Source organism: Pseudovibrio denitrificans JCM 12308 (genome assembly GCF_001310815.1).
Classification (GTDB): Bacteria; Pseudomonadota; Alphaproteobacteria; order Rhizobiales; family Stappiaceae; genus Pseudovibrio; species Pseudovibrio denitrificans.
The window spans coordinates 67,593-88,889 of sequence record NZ_BAZK01000004.1 but is presented as its reverse complement, the minus strand read 5'-3'; the positions used below and the strand labels follow the sequence as shown (position 1 = coordinate 88,889).

Here is a 21,297-nt window from a genome sequence, read left to right as displayed (position 1 = left end):
GAGTCACCTTTTATCCAACAACATTGTAGAGTGTTAAGCGCCATTCCAGACGCTCTGTCAATCTACGCGGAGCAGCAAGTGCAAATCTAACCAGAAATCCCCTAGTAACGTTAAATTATATGGTCTGAGAGGCCAGTGCCGTCATCAGGCGCTGGTCCGGTTCACCCGTTGCTTCCATTCCTAAACGAGCCTGCAAGCTTTTGATTGCACGGCGCGTGTTTGGTCCCATTACACCATCCGGATTGCCTGGATCGTACCCCATGTTCAGCAGCGCCTGCTGCATCTTCTTCACAGTGGGAGAACCCGCCTGTGAAACGGTGGTTTTCGGCTTGCCGGACCATTCGGTCGGGATCACAACTTTGTTCGCAGCAGGGTCGACCGGCTTCATCTGATAGGTCGCTACAGCTTCCAGTGCTTCTGCATGCTGGCGCTTGGTGAGGTTGGCGGCAACTTCATCACGCTTGCCAGCTGCATCCTCGTCACCCTGAAGGGCAGCGAGAGCGAACCACTTGTAGCTTTCGACCAGATCCTGCTCCATGCCGAGGCCACGGGCTGCAAGGATTGCCAGATTGAACTTGCTGTCTGCTACGCCATGGTCTGCAGCGATGCGGAACCATTTGACGGCGGATGTGTAGTCAGGCTCACCATCGATGCCCTCCACGAAGAGCACCGCCAGATTGTGCATGGCTTTGATGTTGCCCTGAGCAGCGGCCAGTGAATACCAGTCACGAGCCTGTGCCAGATCTTTCACAACACCGCGGCCCTTCTCGTAGAAGCTGCCAAGGCGATACTGTGCAGGGGCCAGACCTTGTGCGGCGGACTTGCGGTACCATTCAGCGGCGGAACCGAGATTTGCCGGAACCAGATTGCCTTCGGTGTAACGGCGCGCCACCTCAAACTGAGCGGCAGCATCACCGGAAACAGCTGCGGAACGCAGGTCCATCGGACCGATGGCGTATGGCAGATCGTAGGCGGACTGGTTTGGCGCAACCTGCTGGATTGGCGGCTGCGGGATGATTGGTGTCACGTGCTCACCAAAGCTCGTTGCCGATGCTTGCGGAGAAGTGGGAACGCTGGCGGTGGTGATTGGGTCAGCGGCAACTTCCGGCGCAACCTTCTGGGTTGGCTGGGCGTTTCCAGCTGCCGGACCAATATCCGTTGCCTGACCGAAGACCAGCTCCTTGGTTGGTTCGGACGGCGCTGTGGCGGAGCCGGACTGCCAGATGCTTGTGGAGCTAACAGGTGACGGTAACTCTGTTTCTGATGGCAAACCTGTTGCGCTGCTGAGAACGTCAGGCGCTGCCACTGCATCAACGCCACCGCTCAGCAGAGAGGTGTCGTCTTTGCCTGGCATTTCAGCGTTTGGCGCCATGATGCTTGGCTGTGCCTCAGAACCGGCAGTATCCACGCCATCAGCACTGGAGAAAACGCCAGACTTGAACACCTGGAAAGCACCGATGGTCAGAACAATTGCAGCAGCAGCCAGCATGATCGCACGGCGGCGGCTGGATTTGCTTTCCTTCTTCTTGCCCTTGGCTGGCTTTTCAGCTTTGCCCAGCTCAACTGGCTCTGCAGACAGATTGATTGGTTCTTTAACAGCGGTCTCTGTCTCAGGAACCATATCTTCTGCACTCAGAGAGATCGGCTCTTCAGCGACCTGAAGTTTGCTGAGAACCTGAGCGGTTGCGGCAGCTTTTTTGGCGCGCAGGCTTTCAGGCACCTCAACGTTTTTGGTGCGGTTTGGGCTGATGTAGTCCCGCAGGCGGCGTGCCCGCTCCGGTGCTTTGCTCTTGCCGGATGCTGGCTTGGCGTCTTCCTTCTTCGCCTCTTTTGCTTCCTTGGCAGCTGCTTTGGCAGCCCGGCGTGCAGCGGCGATGAAGTCTGCCTTGCGGTTGCGTGGTTCTTCCGGCTCAGCGGCGACAGCTGACTGTGCAGCCGTGTTGCCTTTGCGGCCCATGTTGAAGGCACCCAGAATGCTGCTGATCTGCTTATCGCCAACCAGCTTCTGGTGTTCCTCGGAAATCTCGGTGTCGCCAATGGCGGCGCGGATGCTTTCCAGATTTTCCAAGCGGTTGGAGATGGTGCCCAGAACATCGCGCACGTCTTGCAGCGCATGCTGGTCTACATCGCCCTTCTGACCGGAAGCTTCCAGCAGGGATTGCAGGTCGAGACGGAGGGCGGAGATTGCCGCTTCAACAGCTTCACCCTGATGTTCGCCGTTACCAAGAGCCAGATTGTCAGTGGCCGCTTTTACAGCATCCTGAGCGATCTGCTGGGCCTTGTCCACCATGTCGGTGTGCAGGCCTTTGAGTTCCTGTTCAATGGAGCCAAAGCTGTTTTCCAGATTGCCGATGGAACCGAACTGGCTCTGTGACATATCCAGCTTATGGGACAAGTCCGCGATCTGCTGTTCCAGACGGTCGATTTCGACGTCAGAAGACAGGCCAGATGGGCTGGAGATGGTTGCTGCCAGATCCTGCAGCTGAGCTTCGATATCGCCATTGGTTGCCAGCGCGCCAATGTGGCCGCGCAGTTCTGCGATCTCGGCGCGGATCATGGACAGAGCTTTGTCAGAAGAGCCGCCGTGTGCGCTGTCTTCCACCATCTGGGTCAGCGTCATCACACGTTGTTCAAGACGGGCAAGCGCTGCGCTTTCGTTCTCGTTCAAAGCAACTTCGAAGGAGGTGTCAGCGAGGCGAACCTCAATGTCATCCACCTTGTTGCAAAGGTGATCAAGGCGACCTTCGATGGATGTGAACGCCTGATCGAAGCCGGTTGAGGTTTCCGGGCTGCGCTCCATGCGGTCCAGCTGCTGACCAATGTTGGACAAACGCTCTTCCAGACGGTTCAGCTGATCACTGTTGCCCGCGTTTTCCGGGCCTTCAGCCAGAATGTTGGAGATGGAGTCCAGTCGGCCATGCAGGCGGTCGATCACTTCACCATCGGGCATGCGTGTTTCAACGCTGCTGAGGCGGGACTGGATATCGCGCTGGATAGCGGAGAAATGGTCCAGCTCATCCATGCGTGCAGTCAGGAAGCGGATGCGCTGATCCACATCATGGATCATGCGACCGGAGTCCAGACGGTCAATAACTTTTCTGAGCTGTGCTACTTCTTCGCGCACAACTTCAAGGCCAGCGGTGCCGGAACGATGCAGAACATCTTCCAGACGATCGCCCATAGAGGACAAACGGTTTTCAAGCGAGTTGAGCTGATCCACACGTGGCAACTGGCGGATTTGTGTTTCCACCTCTGCCATTCGCTGAGACAGGCTTTCATAAATCGCCGGGTCAACGTTCTTTTCTGCCAGTTCCTGCAGGCGGGACTGAATAGATGCATGGGCCATGCCCAGAGCGTTGAGGCTGTCTTCGATGTCGGAGCGAGACAGAGACGCCTTCATCTGCTCTAGCTCGTGGCGCAGTTCCTTAAGCAGCAGGCCATTGCCTTCCTCATCGCGCAGACGGCCAATGATTTCAGAAAGCTGTGCGCGATTGTCGGAGGTCCGATCCATCATCTCATCGCGCAGGCTGTTGAGCTGGGTTTGCATACCATCGTGAAGCATTTCAAAACGTGCTTCATCCGGCTCGCGCATATTGTCGAGCTGTTCGGCCAAATGCTTGAAGTGGCCGTCGATCATTGTGTTGAGCTCGGAATACTCCGCAGATTTTTCCGGCTGCTGCATGGCAGGCTGTGGCGCTTGCTGCGGCTGCACACCATGAGGGGCTGCAGCGGTGTTGAAGCGCGGCTCCATCTGGGTCACAGGCGGGCGGTTAAAGTCTTGTGCAGCTGGTGCCCAGGATGGCTCTTGCGGTGCTGGCTCAGGCTGACAAACAGATGCATTGCTTTCAGCCTTGGACGGCATGCCCTTCCCTTTTTCATTCTCGTTATGAGCAAGGGAGTTGAGGCGCTCGTCCAGAGCGTTCAGTGCATCCAGAACAGAGCTGATGCGCTTGACCTTGGAATTTTCTGCGGTTGGCGCCTCTTCCTGCTTTGCAGTTGGGGCAGCCCATTCCATCTTTTCCTGTGGTGAAGGAGATGGTGAGTAAGCAGATGGCTGCTCAGAGCGCATTGGCATAGGAGCAGGTTCGGTATACGGCTCCGCAGGATGGCGCGGCGCATAAGCAGCGCCCATCTCTGGCGCAGGACGCATGGCAAGCTGCTCATTGCGGCGCATGACTGGCGGGCGCGGATGCGATAACGGATCGCGGGAGATACCAGCGCGTGCGTACAAGTGCTGATCCACGGATGGATCATACTGGTCTTCATAGGCATGCGGGCTGGTGGACTGGTCCAGTCCGGATCTCAGATCAGAGCGGTGCCATGGATCGCGCGGACGCGGATTGTGTGCGTGTGGTTGCGGCTGAGGTTCGCCATAACCACGGGACGGACGGCCTTGTTCTGCGTGCATCAGGCGGCTTAATGCCTGAGCCACTTCATTCATCGCCTCTTCCTGAGAGGTTGGCTGAGGGTGTCCGTAGGGTTGCTGGCTCGCGCCACCATACTCGTCAGCATATGGAGAGTGGGTCGCATGCCTTGCTGCTGCAGGATTTCGTTGCGCCATTCCACTTTCCTCCAACCACTTAATGTGGTCTGCATCCAGCCCTTCTCCAAAGGACGTGTCTGAAGCGGATTTTCCAAATTCTGGTTTATTCCAAGACATGCCTGAAGGGCCCCATAAAACTGTCCGGTCCCGCGCGGTGTCCTGTTCACTTGCCCTAATCCAATTTTTTCAATCAACGTCAACTGCCTTACGCAGTGCATGAATAGGTCAAGGAACGAATCACTTTGCGGTTTTGCACCGGTCTCAAAACTCGTGGGACTATTTTTTTACTCGTTAGGTAAATAGTGGGTTAATAGGTCGAATTCTGCGTGAAGAGCCCTTAAGGAATGTGAATTATGGCTGTTATCGGGCAGATACCATGCATTTTTAGGGGTTACGGAACCAACTCATGAAAATAATTCGTGTTCTGATTTACTCGAATTAAGGGTTATCAAGCGGCTTCTGCTAGACCTACGTGTTCCTGCCAATGTATAAACTTGATAGAAATTGCGCGGTGCATCATTTAGCATGTACTCATGTACACATGTCGCGGGTTACCGGCAGTGTCGCGGAAGCAAAAAAGAACAGGTCAAGCAGATGAGCGAAGCCCTACATATCAATGAGATGATTGTTGATGTTGTTGCCAATGAGCTGGGTAAGGGAAAGAAGACCCAGTTTTCAATTGGTGATCTGGCAAAAGAATTTGATGTTACACTCCGCACTCTTCGGTTTTACGAGGATAAGGGACTCCTGAATCCTAAGCGGGACGGGCTTAATCGTATTTATAACCGTCGGGATCGCGCACGCCTGAAGCTGGTTCTGATGGGCAAGCGGGTCGGTTTTTCGCTCTCTGAAATTCGCGATATGCTGGACCTTTATGATCTGCGCGACGGTCAGGTCACGCAGCTGGAGGTCGCTCTTGGACGCTTCCAGGAACAGATCAAAGTTCTGGAAGGTCAGCGCGCCAATATCGATGAAGCGATTGAAGATCTGCAGCGCACCGTGACGATTGTCGAAGGTATGCTGCGAGAGAAAAAGAGCTGATTTTTCAAGCTCGAACAGGTGGGGCACACACCCCACCTTTTTTGTTTGGCAGCTCTGTTTCAGCGCCTCGATATATTCCCAGAGAATACATTCAATAAAATTCAGCTATTGAAACTCTCTCGTGCTTGTGCAGTTTCTTAATTTAATTGTTATCCAAGCCATAATCTCGCAAAATGCTCGCCACGCGGATGCGATACTTCTGGAAATATTCGTTTTTTCCCTTCCGCTGTGCTTCCTGATGCTTTTCCTGAGCACGCCAGCGCAGCACGGCCTCTTCATCCTCGAAAAATGACAGTGATAAAATTTTCTCAGGATTGGTGAGGCTCTGAAAGCGCTCCACGGAGATAAAGCCCGGGATTTTCTCCAGTTCCGGCTTAATGGAGGCGGCCATATCCAGATAACTGGCTTTGTGGTCTGCGAAGGGCTCAACTTCAAAGATAACGGCAATCATGCTGGGAACTTTCATTGATTAGAATGGCGATCAGGGCTTGGCATGTGGAGCAGATGCCAGAGTGAGAAAGATTCTGTCTTCTTTCAGGATGAACTTCTCTCTCATTGCGAACTCATAGTTTTCACGCCCCAGCGGGTCTTTGGCAAGAGTGGCTCTGTATTCTTCGTAGTGGGCAAGGCTTTGCACATTGTAGATGCCGTAGGCCAATGTGGTGGAGCCTTCATGAGGTGCGTAATAGCCGATCAGATCTGCACCACAGCGCGGGATCGCCTGCCCCCAATTGCGGGCATACTGTTGAAATTCCGCGCGTTTTGTCGGATCGATCTCATAGCGAATGATACATGTAAGCATCACAGGTCTCCGGTTCGGTTTGGTGATGCTGATGGTGTAGCAAGGCGAAATACGGTGTTGTTTCGATCGTGATCGAACTATCACTTCTTTGTGTGTGTTATAGTCCGAGGACGTTTTCACGAATGGAGCCGCACATGAAAGAAGGACCAAACATTGCCGGGATCGCCGCGCTGATTGGAGATCCGGCACGGGCAAACATGTTGCAGGCTCTGATGACTGGCGTTGCCCTCACTGCCAGTGAACTGGCGCAGGAAGCGGGCGTGACGCCGCAGACCTCCAGCTTTCACCTGAGCCGTCTGGCCGAGGCCGGGCTGGTGAGCCTGCGCAAACAGGGGCGGCACAAGTATTACAGTTTGGCGGACAGTGATGTGGCGGCTCTGCTGGAGGCCATGAGCGGGATTGCCATGCGCACTGGTATGACGCGCGTGCGCACCGGCCCCAAAGAACCGGCCCTGCGTAAAGCGCGGGTTTGCTACAATCATCTGGCGGGCGAATATGGTGTGCAGGCTTACGATAGTCTGTTGGCGCGGGATTTTCTCGTGGAGGATGGCGAGCAGTTGCATCTGACGGGTGACGGGCGCTCGTTCTTAACCGAGCTGGGTGTGGTGCTTCCTGAGAAGGAGACGAAACGGCGGCCTTTGTGCAAATCCTGTCTGGATTGGAGTGCGCGGCGCTCGCATCTGGCGGGGATTGCGGGCACCTCCCTGCTCTCGTTCTTTCTGGATCAAGGCTGGGCCAAGCGTGTTGAGGGTAGTCGCATCATTGAGTTTTCCCGAGACGGCGATTCTCGCTTTCACGCCATATTTTCCCTTTAAAATTGAGGGGCAGACAAAGGTTACCCGTCACTTTCATAGTGCTAGAGGCAAGGCACACTGAGATTTCACAGGGAAGTTATCAGGTGGGAACCCGCAGGATTCCGCGGATACGTACCTGCCCCTAAGAAATTACACTTGGGTATAACTTGCCGCAGGCGCGAGGGCGCTCTATATTCCGAAACAAGTTGACGTTTACGCAAACGTTAAAGCCATGCCTCTAGGGTTGGTCGGAAGGAAAAATTGAGATGCCGAGTTATAGTGCTCCCGTTGAAGATACCCTCTTTTTGCTCAAGGACGTTTTGGGCTACGAGAAACATTCCAACTTGCCAGGGTTCGCCGAGGCAACGCCGGATCTTGTTGAAGCTATTCTGAAAGAAGGCGCAAAGTTCTCTGAAGAGATCGTGCAGCCACTGAACCAGAGCGGCGACAAGATTGGCTGTACCCGCCATGACGATGGAACCGTGACAACACCTCCAGGCTTTAAAGAGGCTTACCAGTCTTACGTGGAAGCTGGCTGGGGCGGTCTGTCCATTCCTGAGCAGTATGGTGGACAGGGCATGCCTGCGACCCTTTCTGTTATTCTGAATGAGTATCTGTGTTCCGCAAACCAGGCGTTTGCGATGTACCCTGGCCTGACCGCCGGTGCATGGCAGCTCTGCTTGTTCATGCAAATGACGAAATTAAAGACACCTACCTGCCGAAAATGGTGACTGGTGAGTGGACAGGGACTATGAACCTGACCGAGCCACACTGTGTACCGACCTTGGCATGCTGCGCACAAAAGCAGCGCCACAGGGCGATGGCAGCTACAAGATTTCCGGCACAAAGATCTTCATCTCCGCTGGTGATCAGGACCTTTCCGAGAACATTGTCCACCTTGTTCTGGCACGTATCGAAGGTGCTCCAGAAGGCACCAAGGGTATTTCCCTATTCGTCGTACCGAAGAAGAAGCTGGATGCGGACGGAAATCCGGGTGAGATGAACGGTGTGTCCGTTGGTTCCATCGAAGAGAAGATGGGCATCCACGGCAACGCGACCTGTGTCATGAACTATGATGAGTCCGTGGGCTATCTCGTTGGGGAAGAGAACAAAGCCTGCGTGCGATGTTCGTCATGATGAACGAAGCACGCCTTGGCGTTGGTATTCAGGGTCTGGCTCAGTCTGAAGTGGCTTACCAGAACGCTGTGACCTACGCGAAGGACCGTATTCAGGGGCGCTCGCTGACCGGACCTAAAAATCCGGAAAAACAAGCTGATCCAATCATCGTTCACCCGGATGTCCGCCGTGTGCTGATGACCATTCGTTCCTTCAACGAAGCAGCGCGTGCGCTTTACATGTGGACCTCTCTGCATGGTGACGTGTCCCACCTGTCTCAGGATGATGCTGAAAAGCAGGCATCTGACGACATTATGGGTCTGCTGACACCTGTCGTTAAAGGCGTTCTGACTGATAAGGGCTTTGACAACACCGTTATGGCTCAGCAGCTTTACGGTGGTCACGGCTACATTCAGGAATGGGGTATGGAGCAGTTCGTTCGCGACGCTCGTATCGCCATGATCTATGAAGGGGCTAACGGCGTTCAGGCGCTTGACCTTGTTGGCCGTAAGCTGCCAGCAAACGGCGGTCGTGCGATCCAGGCATGGTTTAAGGAAGTCGGCGCGTTCATTAAAGAACACGAAGGCGACGAAGAGCTTGGCGTTTACATGAAGGGCCTGAAGCAGTCCCTGAAAGACCTGCAGGCCGCAACCATGTGGTTCATGCAGAACGCTATGAAGAACCCGGATGACGCGGGTGCTGGTTCTACCGATTACATGCACCTGTTCGGTCTGGTGGCTCTTGGGTACATGTGGACCAAGATCGCGATTGCTGCGAACCGCAAGATCAAGGACGGTGCAAACGGTCAGGAAGACTGGCTGAAAACCAAGCTGACCCTTGGCACTTTCTTCATGGAACGCGTGATGCCTGAATCTTCAGCGCATCTGGCACGCATCTCCACCGGCTCTGAAACCATGATGAGCCTGGACGCGGAAGCGTTCTAATCACTTTATCGCAATTCGAGAGCCCGGGATCTTTCTTGGGCTCTTGTCCTGCCCTATTCTCGATCTGATATATTAAACTGACAGATTTTAGGAGTGCGATATGGCGGAGTATGAACTTCAGTGTTTTGCGCAGAGCGGCAATGCCTACAAGGTTGCGCTGATGCTGGAGCTTTCCCAGGCATCATGGACCCCGGTGTGGGTCGATTTTTTTAATGGTGCCACCCGCGATCCTGAGTTCCGCAGTGAAGAGAATGAGATGGGAGAAATTCCTGTGCTCCGGCACGGGGAGACACGGCTGACCCAGTCTGCGTGATACTGGAGTACCTTTCCCAGCAGCTTGGCACATTTGGCTGGGAGAACGAGGAAGAACGCCGGGAAATCCTGCGCTGGCTGTTCTGGGACAACCACAAGCTGACCAGCTATGTGGCGACCCTGCGCTACATGCGAGCCATGGTGAAAACCGGTGAGACTGATGTGACCCGCTTTTTTGAAGGCCGGGCCATCGCCGCTTTGAAGGTGCTGGACCAGCGCCTTGCGGACACTGACTTCCTTGTTGGAAATCGCCCAACAATCGCAGACCTTTCGGTGTGCGGATACTTATTTTGGCCAGAAGAGATTGGTGTGGACTTCGGCCTTATTCAAATGTGAATGCATGGCTTGAGCGGATTAAGGCCCTGCCCCATTGGGTAGCCCCTTATGACCTGATGCCCGGCCACCCCTTGCCTACACCAGCCTGACCAATTTTTTCGCGGAGGACAATATGGCAGACGCCCTTATATTCGATCATGTTCGCACCCCACGCGGGCGCGGCAAGAAAGACGGCTCCTTGCATGAAGTTTCGACAGCACGCCTTGCAGCGAACGCTCTTGAAGCCATCAGAGACCGTAATGAGCTTGACACCAAGCTTGTAGACGACGTTGTGCTTGGCTGTGTTGACCCAGTGGGTGATGCAGGTTCTGACATCGCGCGTGCAGCTGTCTTCGCAGCAGATTATGACCGCTCTGTTCCTGGTATGCAGATCAACCGTTTCTGTGCATCCGGTCTTGATGCGGTGAACATGGGTGCTTCTCAGGTCATGTCCGGCCAGAACCAGCTTGTTGTTGCTGGTGGTGTTGAAGCGATGAGCCGCGTTGGACTTGGTGCTTCCGGCGGTCCATGGCCTGCAGACCCGCAGGTGGCTATTCCTGCCTACTTCATGCCTCAGGGCGTTTCCGCTGACCTGATCTCCACCAAATACGGTTTCAACCGTGATGACGTGGATGCCTATGCGGTTGAGAGCCAGAAGCGCGCGAAGAAGGCTTGGGACGAAGGTCGTTTCAAAAACTCGGTTGTACCTGTGCGCGACATCAACGGTCTGACCATTTTGGACCATGACGAACACATGCGTCCGCAAACAGACATGCAGTCTCTGGCTGGCCTGAACCCGTCTTTTGAAATGATGGGCAACATGGGCGGCTTTAACGCTGTTGGTATTCAGGCTCACCCTGAAATCGAGAAAATCAACCACATGCACCACGCTGGTAACTCCTCCGGTATCGTTGATGGTGCAGCTGCTGTGTTGATGGGTACGAAGGAAGCTGGCGATGCGATTGGCCTTAAAGCCCGTGCACGCATTAAAGCTTTTGCCAATATCGGTTCTGACCCTGCTCTGATGCTGACTGGTCCGGTTGATGTGACCGAGAAGCTTTTGAAAAACGCAGGCATGGAAATTGGCGATATCGACCTGTTTGAGCTGAACGAAGCGTTTGCTTCTGTTGTTCTGCGCTACATGCAGGCCTTTGAAATTGACCACTCCATTATGAACGTGAATGGCGGTGCGATTGCGATGGGTCACCCACTGGGTGCAACCGGCGCAATGATCCTTGGCACAGTTCTGGATGAGCTGGAGCGTCAGGACAAGAACACGGCTCTTGTTACTCTTTGTATTGGTGCAGGCATGGGTACTGCGACCATCATCGAGCGCGTTTAAGGGGGGAGAACGACAATGACATACACACACTTTACCCTTGAAACCGATGCAGACGGCTTTGCAGTTCTGAAATGGGACTCGCCTGAAAAGCCAATGAACGTGTTTGATGAGTCCGTCATTAACGAGCTGGACAAAGTCATCGACGACATCACTGCTGATGACGCCATCAAAGGTGTTGTTGTTGCTTCCGGCAAGAAAGCGTTTTCCGCAGGTGCTGACCTTTCCATGATCGGCAAGGCTCTTGGCGCCTATAAGAAACGTCAGAGCATCGATCCGGAAGGAGCTGCGAAAGAGCTGTTTGAGGGCACTCGCAAGCTTTCACTCGTGTTCCGCAAAATGGAAACTTCCGGCAAGCCATACGTGGCTGCAATCAACGGCGTTTCCATGGGTGGAGGCACCGAGCTGGCTCTGGCTTGTCACAAGCGTATTGGCGCTGAAGAAAGCCTGAAGATGGCTCTGCCTGAAGTTAAGGTGGGTCTGTTCCCAGGTGCTGGTGGTACGCAGCGTGTGATGCGCATGGTGCCGGATCTTCAGGGCGGCCTGCAGTTCCTGCTGATGGGTCAGAACTAGATGCCAAGAAGGCCCTGCGCCTGAAGCTGATTGACGACGTTGCGCCGGAAGCTGAGCTGGTTGACGCTGCCAAGAAGATGCTTGCTGAAGGTGTTGACCCTGTTGCGCCTTGGGACAAGAAGGGCTTCAAGATCCCTACCGGTAAGGTTTACTCCCCATCCGGCATGCAGTTCTGGCCAGCAGCGAACGCGATCTATCGTCAGAACACTTATGACAACTATCCGGGCGCACGCTACATGCTGCACTCCGTTGTTGAAGGTCTGATGGTTCCATTCGACACTGGTCTGACCATCGAGAGCCGCTACTTTGCGCATGTTCTGCAGAGCAAGGAAGCCGCTGCTATGGTTCGCTCCCTGTTTGGTTCCATGCAGGAGCTGAACAAAGGCGCACGCCGTCCAGCAGGCGTTCCAGAAAGCAACCTGAAGAAGGTTGGCGTTCTTGGCGCAGGCATGATGGGCGCAGGCATTGCCTACGTGACAGCAAAAGCTGGTTTGGAAGTTGTTCTGATCGACCAGTCTCAGGAAGCTGCTGACAAGGGTAAGTCCTACTCTTCAGACCTGATGGACAAGGCTATCAAGCGTAAGAAATCTACGCCTGAGAAGAAAGAGAAGCTGCTCAGCCTGATCACTGCGACCACCGACTACAGCGCGCTGTCTGACGTGGATCTGGTTATTGAAGCTGTGTTTGAAGACCGTGAAGTGAAGCGCGTTGTGACCGAGCAAGCAGAAGCGGCGATGCCAGCTTCCGCGATCTATGCGTCCAACACTTCTACGCTTCCGATCACCTCTCTGGCAGAAGCTTCTTCCCGTCCAGCAGACTTCATCGGCATTCACTTCTTCTCCCCAGTGGACAAGATGATGCTTGTTGAGATCATTCTGGGTGAGAAGACCGAGGACAAGGCAACTGCTGTTGCTCTGGACTACGTGAAAGCAATCAAGAAGACTCCGATTGTTGTGAATGACAGCCGTGGCTTCTACACCTCCCGTGTTGTTGGCACCTACGTTCGCGAAGGCATCATGATGCTTTCCGATGGTGTTCCAGCAGCGATGATCGAGAACGCTGGCAAGATGGCAGGTATGCCTGTTGGTCCGCTGTCGCTGGGTGATGAAGTTGCTCTGGACCTTGCCTGGAAGATTAAGGAAGCAACCAAGAAAGACCTTGGTGATGCGTACCCATCCAGCGGGTTCGATGAGATCCTTGATGCGATGGTTGTGAAGCATGAGCGTCATGGCCGTAAGAACACCAAGGGCTTCTACGACTACAAAGGCAAAGACAAGGCTCTGTGGCCTGGTATCACCGAGATCACCGGCCCAGCGAAGTCTGCTGATGAGTTTGACGTTGAAGAACTGAAGGACCGTCTGCTGGGCATTCAGGCTCTTGAAACCGCACGCGTGTTTGAAGAGAACTGCCTGACAGACGTTCGTGAAGCAGACGTTGGTTCCATCCTCGGCTTTGGCTTTGCACCGTTCTCTGGTGGTACGCTGTCCTACATCGACGGCATCGGCACCAAAGAGTTCGTAGAGCGCTGTGACAAGCTGGCTGCCAAGTGGGGCGACCGCTTCGCACCAAACAAGCAACTGCGCGCAATGGCAGAAGCTGGTGAGACCTACTACGGTAAGTTCTCTCCTGCAGAGGCTGTGGCAGAAGCTGCTGAGTAATACAGACCCGGCTGGGCTTTACGCCTCAGCCCTCTGGTCTAAGTTTGAAGCGCCGGTGGGAGACATCTCATCGGCGTTTTTGTTGGAATAGCTCTCGTCGTTAGCTTTTGGCTTTAAGAAGCGTTTACGGCATCGGGGCGGTGTTCATGAGTTCTTTCATGCCGCGTTTAACTTGCTCTTCTATTTTGCTGAAGAGGAAGGTTGTTTTCATAACGCAGGCATGATGCCCCATGGCCGAGATTGTTCTCATCGTATTTTGCCTTGTTATCGGGATTGTTCTGCGGCTCACCAAAGCGCTTCCTGACTCAGCAACGAAGGTGTTTGGCGGCTGGGTCATCTACGTTGCGCTGCCTGCCATGGCTATCAAGAATGTGCATGGCGTTACCGTTTCAGCCGACTGGTGGTTTGCAGCTGCAACTCCGTGGATCGGTGTGGGCTTCGCGATCCTGTTCTTTGTTCCTATTGGCAAGTATTTCAAGTGGTCCTGGCAGAGGATTGGCGCGCTTCTGCTGGTTGCCGGATGGGCAAACACCAGCTTTGTCGGCCTGCCGATGATCTCAGCCTTAGCGGGTAGCCAGTATCTTGGCGTCGGGCTGGTGATCGACCTCTTCGGTTCTTACCTTGCCCTCTCCATTCTCGGGATCAGCATTGCCACCGTTGCTAGTGCTGGCGCTTTTGAACTCCCAGTAATCGTCCGACGCATTCTCACGTTCCCCCCGTTTTGGGCGATCATTGTTGCGCTTGCGACCAACCATCTGGGCCGTCCGATCTGGATTGATGATGTGGTCGGCACGCTGGCCGACACGCTAACGCCGATGGCTCTTGCAGCTGTGGGCTTTGCCCTGAGATTAGAGCACTTAAAAGGGCGATGGGCTCCTATTGGCCTCGCTCTCACCTTCAGCCTGGTTCTGGCGCCGTTGTTTCTGTATCTGGTTTATGCGGGGCTTGGGCAGCTGGAAAACAACATCGCCCGCATCGCCCTTCTGGAAATGGCAATGCCCCCCATGCTGGGCGCAAGCCTGATCGCCCTGCAGTACAACCTGGAGAGCGAACTGGTCGCCGCCACCATCGGCGTCGGCGTCCCCCTCTCCCTAGCCACAGCAAGCCTCTGGTGGTTCTTTGTGTTTGCGGGTTAGGGCTTGTAAGGATAAGCGTTATAGTTCAGTCATCGGAACCAAGATATCAATGAGTGCGATATAGCGAACCTCATATGGGAGAAATCAAAGTAAGCAATTTCAAACAGTTTCTTGATCGCTTTGGAAGCTTTGACGGAGCAGTCCTAGAAAAAATTGAATATGTCACTAGCAACAGGCAAAACGACTATACTGTCTCGCTGTTCTTTAAGGCTGTCGATGTTTCAAGAACTACTCATGGTACTTTTGGACCAGAAATGTACGTTAAGATAACAGTCTCTGGAGAAGTCGAGTTTAGGTTCAGAGAGCTGTCAGGTGGCGTATATTCAGTATTGAATGACGAAATCATAATTACTTTTGACGGCCAGAAAACCTTCATAAATTTTGGTGCAATGCATTCAAAAGACTGGAATACTGTCAATTGGACAACAGAAGAGACTAGGCGTTCAGAGTTTTATGTGGCTGGTAACTGTGCTTGCTGGGAAGTTTTGCAGGAAGACCATTTTATAAACGCTGGTCCCCACTAGTAGACTCATACTTTCAGTTACCTAAGACCAGATCCCCTCCACTCATACACCTTCTCCTCCTCTCTCTCCTCAATCAGCTCGAAGCCGTGGCGGAGGTAGAAGGGGTTGGCGCGGCTTTTGGGGAGGACGTCGAGGCGGATGGGTTTGGTATGGGCGATGGCTTGTTGTTTCAGGAGGGTGAGTATCTCCGCTCCGATACCGCGACCTTGTGCATTGGGGTGGAAGTACAGACGTTCCAGATAGAGGTGGTCTTGTTTGTCCCAAAGAACGTAGAAGCCCAGAACCTCATCGTTCTCGATGATCTTCCATGTGGAGGCAGGGTCGAAGCTGTCTTTGAAATATTGCCGGTAGAGCTCATGATCGAACATACCGTTGGCTTCCATATTGTCTTTCATGGCCAGATGGCGAAGGTCTGCGAGCAAGTCAAAGTCAGCGGCGGCAGCAGGTACTATGTGCCATGAAGGCCGCTCTATGAGAGCCTGCTGGTCATCGTTACAGCTCTCCAATTCGTTTTGTTTCATCATTCCCCACTTCACGATGAGATTACTCATGCATCTTTGAATGCACGCTGATTTTGCAATGTGCTGAAGGACACTCGCTTGACTGCGCAAATCCTATACCAGAGGTTGAAGATAACAACCTAGCAAAGATCACGCGATGCCTATCAACACTCAGAGCGTTACCAATGTTCAGGCCACACATCCGCTGCAGTCAGCAGCCGGTGTGCAGAACGTACAAAGCACCAATAAAGCCGTTGAAGTTGGACAATCCTGGAAAGGAAGCCTCAGCTGGCAATCTGGGGCAACACCGCTGGAAGATAACTCGCACTTTCGCGAGAACCTGACCAACCAAGCTGCCTTACTTCAACCCACTGCGCACAGCTGCATGAACTGTAAGGAAGCCGTTTTGCTGATGGGCCTCAAGGCTTATGCTGATACGCCAGAAAGCAACAGGGTTATTCGCGAACTTGAGGATAGCGTCAGCGACGACATTGGCTACAATGAAATTCTGGATGAGGTTGTCGGATATGACGAGAGCGAGCCAGCGACTTCATTTGAGGCTGGCGACGTTGTTTTCTTTTTTGCTGACACCCATGTGGCCCTTGGCGCAGAAGACGGCAAGGTGCTAAGCTTGTGGTTTGGGCCGAGCTCCTCCGGCAATCTGCAAGAGGCGAGCCCGGAAGATCTCTTTCAGCTGACAAAGGAAAATCCTGAGGTCTACTATCAGGCTGCTAAAGGCTGGTTCAATGTAGAGTCAGGCGATCCTGAGATTGAGTTTCAGTTTCTGGATGTCAAATCTCAACTGCAGGACGCTCTGGAAGCAAATGGCGGTCTCTCTCCAACTCAGAAGTATGAGTTCACAGCAAAAATCGACGGTTTGCTTCGACAGGCGGGAGCTGATCCCAACAATGCCTGGGAGTTTATCACTGTCGCTAAGCAACCGCTGGAAGTGCTGGCCAAGTAAGGATGTGGCTTACGCTATTTCCGCCTTGGTTAGGCACTTCGGAGTGTACTCATTGTAGTTGTTGACGCCTTCGGAGTGGGTCAGGTGGAAGCCGTGGTGCTGGTAGAAGGCGTTGGCGGGGCTGATGCAGAGGGCGTCGAGGCGGATGGGTTTGTTTTGCTTGTCCGCTTGTGCCTTGATCTGGTTCAGGAGTTTAGACCCGATGCCGAGACCCTGAGTTTCGGGCAGCAGGTAGAACATATCCAGATAGAGGTGATCCGGGTGGTTCAGGACCACATAGAAGCCAATGGTTTTGCCGTTTCTGCGGATTTTCAGCGTCTTTTCAGGCGCGAACTCGTTCTGGAACATCTCGCGGGCTTTGTCATGATGAAACAAGCCATTGGCTTCTGCACTTTCCTTCATGGATGTGTAGCGAATGTGCTGGAGTTCTTCAAAGTCATCCTGAGAAGCTGTTTCGAGATAGAAGGCAGGTTCGGGCGTGAACTCATAAATGTTCTCGTAGCCTTCTGAATGGATCACAGAGAAGCCATGGGTCTGATAGAACTCATTTGACCGACTGATCCTGAGCGCATCAAGGCGTATTGGCTTACCTGCTTTCGTGGCAATCTCTTTCAGGTGATGAAGTATTTTTGAGCCAATCCCTTTCCCTTGCGCGGCTGGCCGCAGGAACAGCATGTCCAGATAGAAATGGTCTGGATAGGAGTGAAATGCATAGAAGCCCAGCAGCTCCCCTTCGAGTTCAATCTTCCATGTGGCATCGGGTTTGAAATCTTCGAAGAAATGGCTGCGGGCCAAGGGGTAGTTGGTGAGGCCATTGGCGGCCCACTCATCTTTCATGGCCTCGTGGCGCAGGTCAGCCAGTTGTTCCGCATCTTCGGGCTTTGCGCGCTTCAGGATGAACTTTGGTGTTCCTGGTTTTATATGTTCCAGAGGGAGTTCGTAGTAGTTGTCGAACTCTTCACTGTGGGTGTGCTGAAAGCCGTGGCGCTGGTAAAAGGTATTGGCTTTGCTCTGCTTGAGTGCACCAAGGCGAACAGGTTTTCCTTTTGCAAAAGCGTAGGCTTTGATTTGCGAGATTACCTTAGCGCCAATGCCTCCCCCCTGGGCTTTTGGGTGGATGTAGAGGTGATCCAGCCAGATGTGCTCAGGACGGTCTCGTAGCACATAAAACCCAACAGGCATTACACCGCTGACGAGCTTATTGGTTTGCTCAGGTTCGAACCCTTTGAGAAAGCGCTCTCGTGCTCTTTGCGGATCAAACCTGTCCAGCACTTCAAGGCTTTCGCGCATGGCTTCTACGCGCAGGGCCGCCAGGTCTTCTGCATCTTGGGGCTCTGCTGCGTAGATTACAAACTCACTCATCCCTGCCTCCGCCGGTGAGGCTGGACAGGCCAGCCTCATTTGATTCCGATGGAGAGAAGGTATTGGATAACTGCCTAGATCTTCAACACAATCTTGCCAACAGTGCGTTGGTTTCTCATCTCTTTCAGGGCAGGCCCTACATCTTCAAGACTGATCTGCCTGATCTTTGGTACAGAGATCTCGCCAATTTCCAGAAGCTTTGAAAAGACTGTGCCTGCTTTGACCAGATTGGCTTTGGCTTTTGGGCCGGCGCGCAGACTTGAACCCAGACTGAGCTGGTGGAAACTAAGGCCTTTCAGAAATGCATTGTCATAGGCAGCAGGGCGCACGGTGCTGACGAGTTCGACCATCTCCCCTTCAAAGCCCAGACAGCTTGCAGCGGTAATGTCGTTGTCGCCGCCAACCGTATCAAGCGCTACATCAACGCCTTGCCGTCCGGTTTCCTCAAAAGCGATGCCAATCACATCTTCCCAACCGTAGTCGATCGCGCGGGTCGCACCGAGAGAATGCACGTAGTCGAGATTGCGCTCAGAACACGTCGCCAGAATTTTCTCTGTACCGAAGTGTTTGGCGATCTGGATGGCAAAGCCACCCACACCACCTGAGCCGCCCATGACCAGCAGAGTATTGCGGTTTTCGATGTCCAGCTTATCCACGAGGGCGCGCCATGCAGTCCAGCCTGCGCATGGGGTTGCCGCAGCTATAACCGGGTCCACATCCGGGTGCCTGACGAGTGCCTCAGCATCGGTGACAGCAAACTCTGCAAGTCCACCGTGGGGCCTGAACATGTTGCCGTGATACAGAACTGCATCGCCCACAGCCCAGTTTGTGACACTCTCGCCGACCTGCTCGATGTTGCCGGACACGTCCAAACCGGGCACCCAGTTGTCACTCATGTCTCGCGCAGCAGCGCACCATTTGTTGATCTTTGCATCGACCGGATTGAGGCCGGTGGCAACCACCTTTACCAGCACTTCACCTTTTGCCGGGGTGGGCTTTTCCACGTCAGCCAGCACGAACTCGTCGGTCTCTTTGTGGTAGGTCACAGCTTTCATGGGCTATCCTATGGTCTTCTTTGCCAGCCTTTGGGCACGTGCAGTTAACGCTCCGGCGGCCATCCTCTTGTTTTGGAGGTACTGTAAGGAAGACGCACTTAAAGGAAAGACCGATTACTGCGTATATGGAATGGAATAGAAAATTTGGCGTCGCCCCATATGAAAGAGTAGGCTGGGTGCCTATATAGGGATCAAAGCATTGTAAAGCAGTTTGCTATTACCCTGTCCTTTGCCTGGGTTTTACGTCCACTGCCCTTTTTGAGCACGGCTATTGCGGAGATTTTGATGTCAAACGATAAGTTCAACCGTTTTCTTGGAGACACGCCGGGACGCGTGCTCATTCGGCTGATTTTTCTATCTTTGATTGTCGGGATTGTGCTGTCTGCGCTGGACTTTTCGCCGCTGACCCTGATCTACTCCGTGCAGGATTTCTTTATCCGGATCTGGAATATGGGCTTCTCAGCCATTGAGCGCTTTGGCTCCTACTTCTTCCTTGGAGCCATTGTGGTGGTGCCGCTGTGGTTTATCTCACGGCTGATGAACTGGCGCGGACGATAACCGCGCCTGCTCTTAACTTACTGCATGCAGATATTGTGAATGTTGACGGACAGGTTGTCGAAGATCTCCGGATCTTCGCTGGTGTTGCCGATCAGAACAGCCACTTCCAGTGCTGCCAGAACAAAGTCCGACTTTACCAGAGCTTCTTCTGAGGACCAGTTGCCGCTGTACTCCAACAGGTCTGCGAGCCATACACGGGCACGGCGAGCAAAGGTTGCAGCAAGCTCCTGCAGGTCTTCCGGCAGTTCTTCGTCCTTATCGCCCAGCACTGCGGACAGGAACAGCTCGCCGCCGTCTGCCATGCCAGCCTGAAAAGCTGCGATGTAAGTGTCCAGTGCTCTGCGGAAATGAAGCGTCTGTGTGGAAGGATCACCAAGGATCTGCAGGAAGCGGTCGATGTATCTTTGCAGAACAGCACGCTCTACCCCATTGACTGAGGAGAACATTTCAGAAATGTCCTGTTCGCTGGTTCCGGTGGAACTGGCAAGCTGATCAACATCCAAGCCCAACAGTCCGCTTTCCCGGATCATGTAATCCGCAGTATCCAGTACAACGCTTCTATTGGTGACCACAACACCCATATGTGTCTCCTAGCCTTCCGAGGCATTTTATTTGCACTTTACGGAGGGGATACTGCGCATTTTTCATAAAATGGCAAGACACATTTACCTATTCAGTTCTTAAAGGTGGAATTTTATATTTTACTAAAATTTTATATAAAAAGGACTTGTTTTTGAATTATAAGTACTTCGCTGCCACGCGGTACAGGTTTGAGTGCCGGTTAACCAATAGTCTAAGATTATACGAATAACCACCTCCCAGCACACCTGCAAGTGGAAGACCTTCATTCCTTACCAGTTTAAAGACAAGTTCCTCCCGTTTTCGCAGCCCTTCATCGGAGAGGGCAAGGCGGCCTAAACGGTCGTCATGGTGAGGGTCAACACCGGCATTGAAGAACACCAGATCTGCTTTGAACGTGGTGAGCACGCGTTTGAGAGTATCTTCCAGAATTGACAAGTACTCGTCGTCCTCCATGCCGTCTTCCAGCGGCACATCCAGCGTAGAGGCTTTCTTTCGGACGGGGTAGTTCTTCTCTGAATGGAGTGAGAGGGTGAAGACGCTGGTGTCGTGAGCGAAGATATCGGCAGTGCCATCCCCCTGATGCACATCCAGATCGATGATCAGTACGCGGCGGACCATACGCATGGCCTGCACTGCCCTCACCGCGACTGCAACATCATTGAAGACGCAAAAGCCAGCACCCTGCGCAATGCGGGCGTGGTGGGACCTCCGGCGGTGTTGCAGGCCACGCCGTGCTCCAGCGCCAGCATGGCCGTCAGCAAGGATCCACCTGTTGCGCACTGGGCACGGAAGGAGACGCTCTCAGTCATGGGAAAGCCGATTTCGCGGGCAACGGCGTGCGGTACCGTGCAGCTCAGCACCTGATCCACATACTCCCTTGCATGAACGCGCAGCAGATCATCGCGTGAGATGGGGGCTGGCTCATGGAAGTCATAGAGTGCGCCCTGCGGGTCTGTCTCTTTCAGCACCGTGCGACCTCGGCATACTTTCTCATGGGGAACCGATGGTCCTCCGGAATGTCCGCTGTGTAGGCGGGATGATGCACAATTGGTAGTCTCACGAGAGCAACACCTTCTCTGTTTCAAGCCAATCTAACTGATCTCTCAAGATTATAAATATGGACAAAAACAGAACAAACCAATATGAGCATAGAGACTTCAATTTCCCCAAGCCCATTTG

16 protein-coding genes and 3 pseudogenes are annotated in these 21,297 nt (G+C 53.5%); 11 read left to right on the top strand and 8 right to left on the bottom strand.

Annotated elements, in window-relative coordinates; translation table 11 throughout:
* Positions 1 to 115: 115 nt before the first annotated feature.
* Positions 116 to 4,660, bottom strand: a complete 4,545-nt coding sequence (locus tag JCM12308_RS05780; protein WP_054783131.1) for a peptidoglycan-binding protein — start codon at positions 4,658 to 4,660, stop codon at positions 116 to 118.
* A 477-nt stretch (positions 4,661 to 5,137) separates the two neighbouring features.
* On the opposite strand from JCM12308_RS05780, the gene JCM12308_RS05775 reads away from it, so the two are divergent.
* Positions 5,138 to 5,584: a MerR family transcriptional regulator gene (locus JCM12308_RS05775; protein WP_008549503.1), complete on the top strand. Its 447-nt coding sequence runs from the start codon at positions 5,138 to 5,140 to the stop codon at positions 5,582 to 5,584.
* 142 nt (positions 5,585 to 5,726) lie between these two features.
* Here the strand turns inward: JCM12308_RS05775 and JCM12308_RS05770 are convergent, their stop codons facing one another.
* A complete protein-coding gene (locus JCM12308_RS05770; protein WP_054783130.1) occupies positions 5,727 to 6,035 on the bottom strand; it encodes an antibiotic biosynthesis monooxygenase family protein in 309 nt (102 codons plus the stop codon).
* Positions 6,036 to 6,065: 30 nt separating this feature from the next.
* A complete protein-coding gene (locus JCM12308_RS05765; RefSeq protein WP_054783129.1) occupies positions 6,066 to 6,386 on the bottom strand; it encodes an NIPSNAP family protein in 321 nt (106 codons plus the stop codon).
* Positions 6,387 to 6,520: 134 nt separating this feature from the next.
* Here JCM12308_RS05765 and JCM12308_RS05760 point away from each other — a divergent pair, with 134 nt between their 5' ends.
* The 8 genes and pseudogenes from JCM12308_RS05760 (at position 6,521) to JCM12308_RS05730 (ending at position 15,097) form a co-directional block, all read left to right on the top strand.
* Positions 6,521 to 7,201: an ArsR/SmtB family transcription factor gene (locus JCM12308_RS05760; RefSeq protein WP_041768922.1), complete on the top strand. Its 681-nt coding sequence runs from the start codon at positions 6,521 to 6,523 to the stop codon at positions 7,199 to 7,201.
* 245 nt (positions 7,202 to 7,446) lie between these two features.
* A pseudogene (locus JCM12308_RS05755) lies at positions 7,447 to 9,240 on the top strand (acyl-CoA dehydrogenase C-terminal domain-containing protein).
* A 100-nt stretch (positions 9,241 to 9,340) separates the two neighbouring features.
* Positions 9,341 to 9,553 (top strand): thioredoxin domain-containing protein, encoded by a 213-nt coding sequence (locus JCM12308_RS32725; RefSeq protein ID WP_306303314.1) that lies wholly within the window; start codon positions 9,341 to 9,343, stop codon positions 9,551 to 9,553.
* The gene (locus JCM12308_RS32720; protein ID WP_306303313.1) at positions 9,550 to 9,888 is read left to right on the top strand and encodes a glutathione S-transferase family protein; all 339 of its coding nucleotides are present in this window, start codon (positions 9,550 to 9,552) and stop codon (positions 9,886 to 9,888) included. Before JCM12308_RS32725 ends, JCM12308_RS32720 begins: the two co-directional genes overlap by 4 nt.
* Positions 9,889 to 10,000: 112 nt before the next feature.
* Positions 10,001 to 11,209 carry an acetyl-CoA C-acetyltransferase gene (locus JCM12308_RS05745; protein WP_008550053.1) on the top strand — a complete coding sequence of 403 codons (1,209 nt, stop codon included), beginning with the start codon at positions 10,001 to 10,003 and terminating at the stop codon, positions 11,207 to 11,209.
* 15 nt (positions 11,210 to 11,224) lie between these two features.
* A pseudogene (locus tag JCM12308_RS05740) lies at positions 11,225 to 13,437 on the top strand (3-hydroxyacyl-CoA dehydrogenase NAD-binding domain-containing protein).
* Between the two features lie 230 nt (positions 13,438 to 13,667).
* Positions 13,668 to 14,573, top strand: coding sequence for an AEC family transporter (locus JCM12308_RS05735; protein ID WP_054783128.1), 906 nt, complete (start codon positions 13,668 to 13,670; stop codon positions 14,571 to 14,573).
* Positions 14,574 to 14,647: 74 nt separating this feature from the next.
* Positions 14,648 to 15,097: a hypothetical protein gene (locus tag JCM12308_RS05730; RefSeq protein ID WP_054783127.1), complete on the top strand. Its 450-nt coding sequence runs from the start codon at positions 14,648 to 14,650 to the stop codon at positions 15,095 to 15,097.
* Positions 15,098 to 15,114: 17 nt separating this feature from the next.
* Here JCM12308_RS05730 and JCM12308_RS05725 read toward each other — a convergent pair whose 3' ends face one another.
* Positions 15,115 to 15,648, bottom strand: a complete 534-nt coding sequence (locus JCM12308_RS05725) for a GNAT family N-acetyltransferase (RefSeq protein ID WP_054783126.1) — start codon at positions 15,646 to 15,648, stop codon at positions 15,115 to 15,117.
* Between the two features lie 106 nt (positions 15,649 to 15,754).
* Between JCM12308_RS05725 and JCM12308_RS05720 the strand changes: the two genes are divergently transcribed.
* The gene (locus JCM12308_RS05720; RefSeq protein WP_054783125.1) at positions 15,755 to 16,561 is read left to right on the top strand and encodes a hypothetical protein; all 807 of its coding nucleotides are present in this window, start codon (positions 15,755 to 15,757) and stop codon (positions 16,559 to 16,561) included.
* 9 nt (positions 16,562 to 16,570) lie between these two features.
* Here the strand turns inward: JCM12308_RS05720 and JCM12308_RS05715 are convergent, their stop codons facing one another.
* On the bottom strand, positions 16,571 to 17,923 hold the full coding sequence (locus JCM12308_RS05715; protein ID WP_054783124.1) for a GNAT family N-acetyltransferase: 1,353 nt from the start codon (positions 17,921 to 17,923) through the stop codon (positions 16,571 to 16,573).
* 74 nt (positions 17,924 to 17,997) lie between these two features.
* Positions 17,998 to 18,978, bottom strand: coding sequence for a zinc-binding dehydrogenase (locus JCM12308_RS05710; RefSeq protein ID WP_054783123.1), 981 nt, complete (start codon positions 18,976 to 18,978; stop codon positions 17,998 to 18,000).
* Positions 18,979 to 19,263: 285 nt separating this feature from the next.
* Between JCM12308_RS05710 and JCM12308_RS05705 the strand changes: the two genes are divergently transcribed.
* Positions 19,264 to 19,536 carry a DUF6460 domain-containing protein gene (locus tag JCM12308_RS05705; RefSeq protein WP_008549654.1) on the top strand — a complete coding sequence of 91 codons (273 nt, stop codon included), beginning with the start codon at positions 19,264 to 19,266 and terminating at the stop codon, positions 19,534 to 19,536.
* Between the two features lie 17 nt (positions 19,537 to 19,553).
* Here the strand turns inward: JCM12308_RS05705 and JCM12308_RS05700 are convergent, their stop codons facing one another.
* Complete coding sequence (locus JCM12308_RS05700) at positions 19,554 to 20,117, bottom strand: TetR/AcrR family transcriptional regulator (protein ID WP_008549477.1); 564 nt, start codon at positions 20,115 to 20,117, stop codon at positions 19,554 to 19,556.
* A 157-nt stretch (positions 20,118 to 20,274) separates the two neighbouring features.
* Positions 20,275 to 21,112, bottom strand: a pseudogene (locus JCM12308_RS05695) (histone deacetylase family protein).
* Positions 21,113 to 21,297 lie beyond the last annotated feature (185 nt).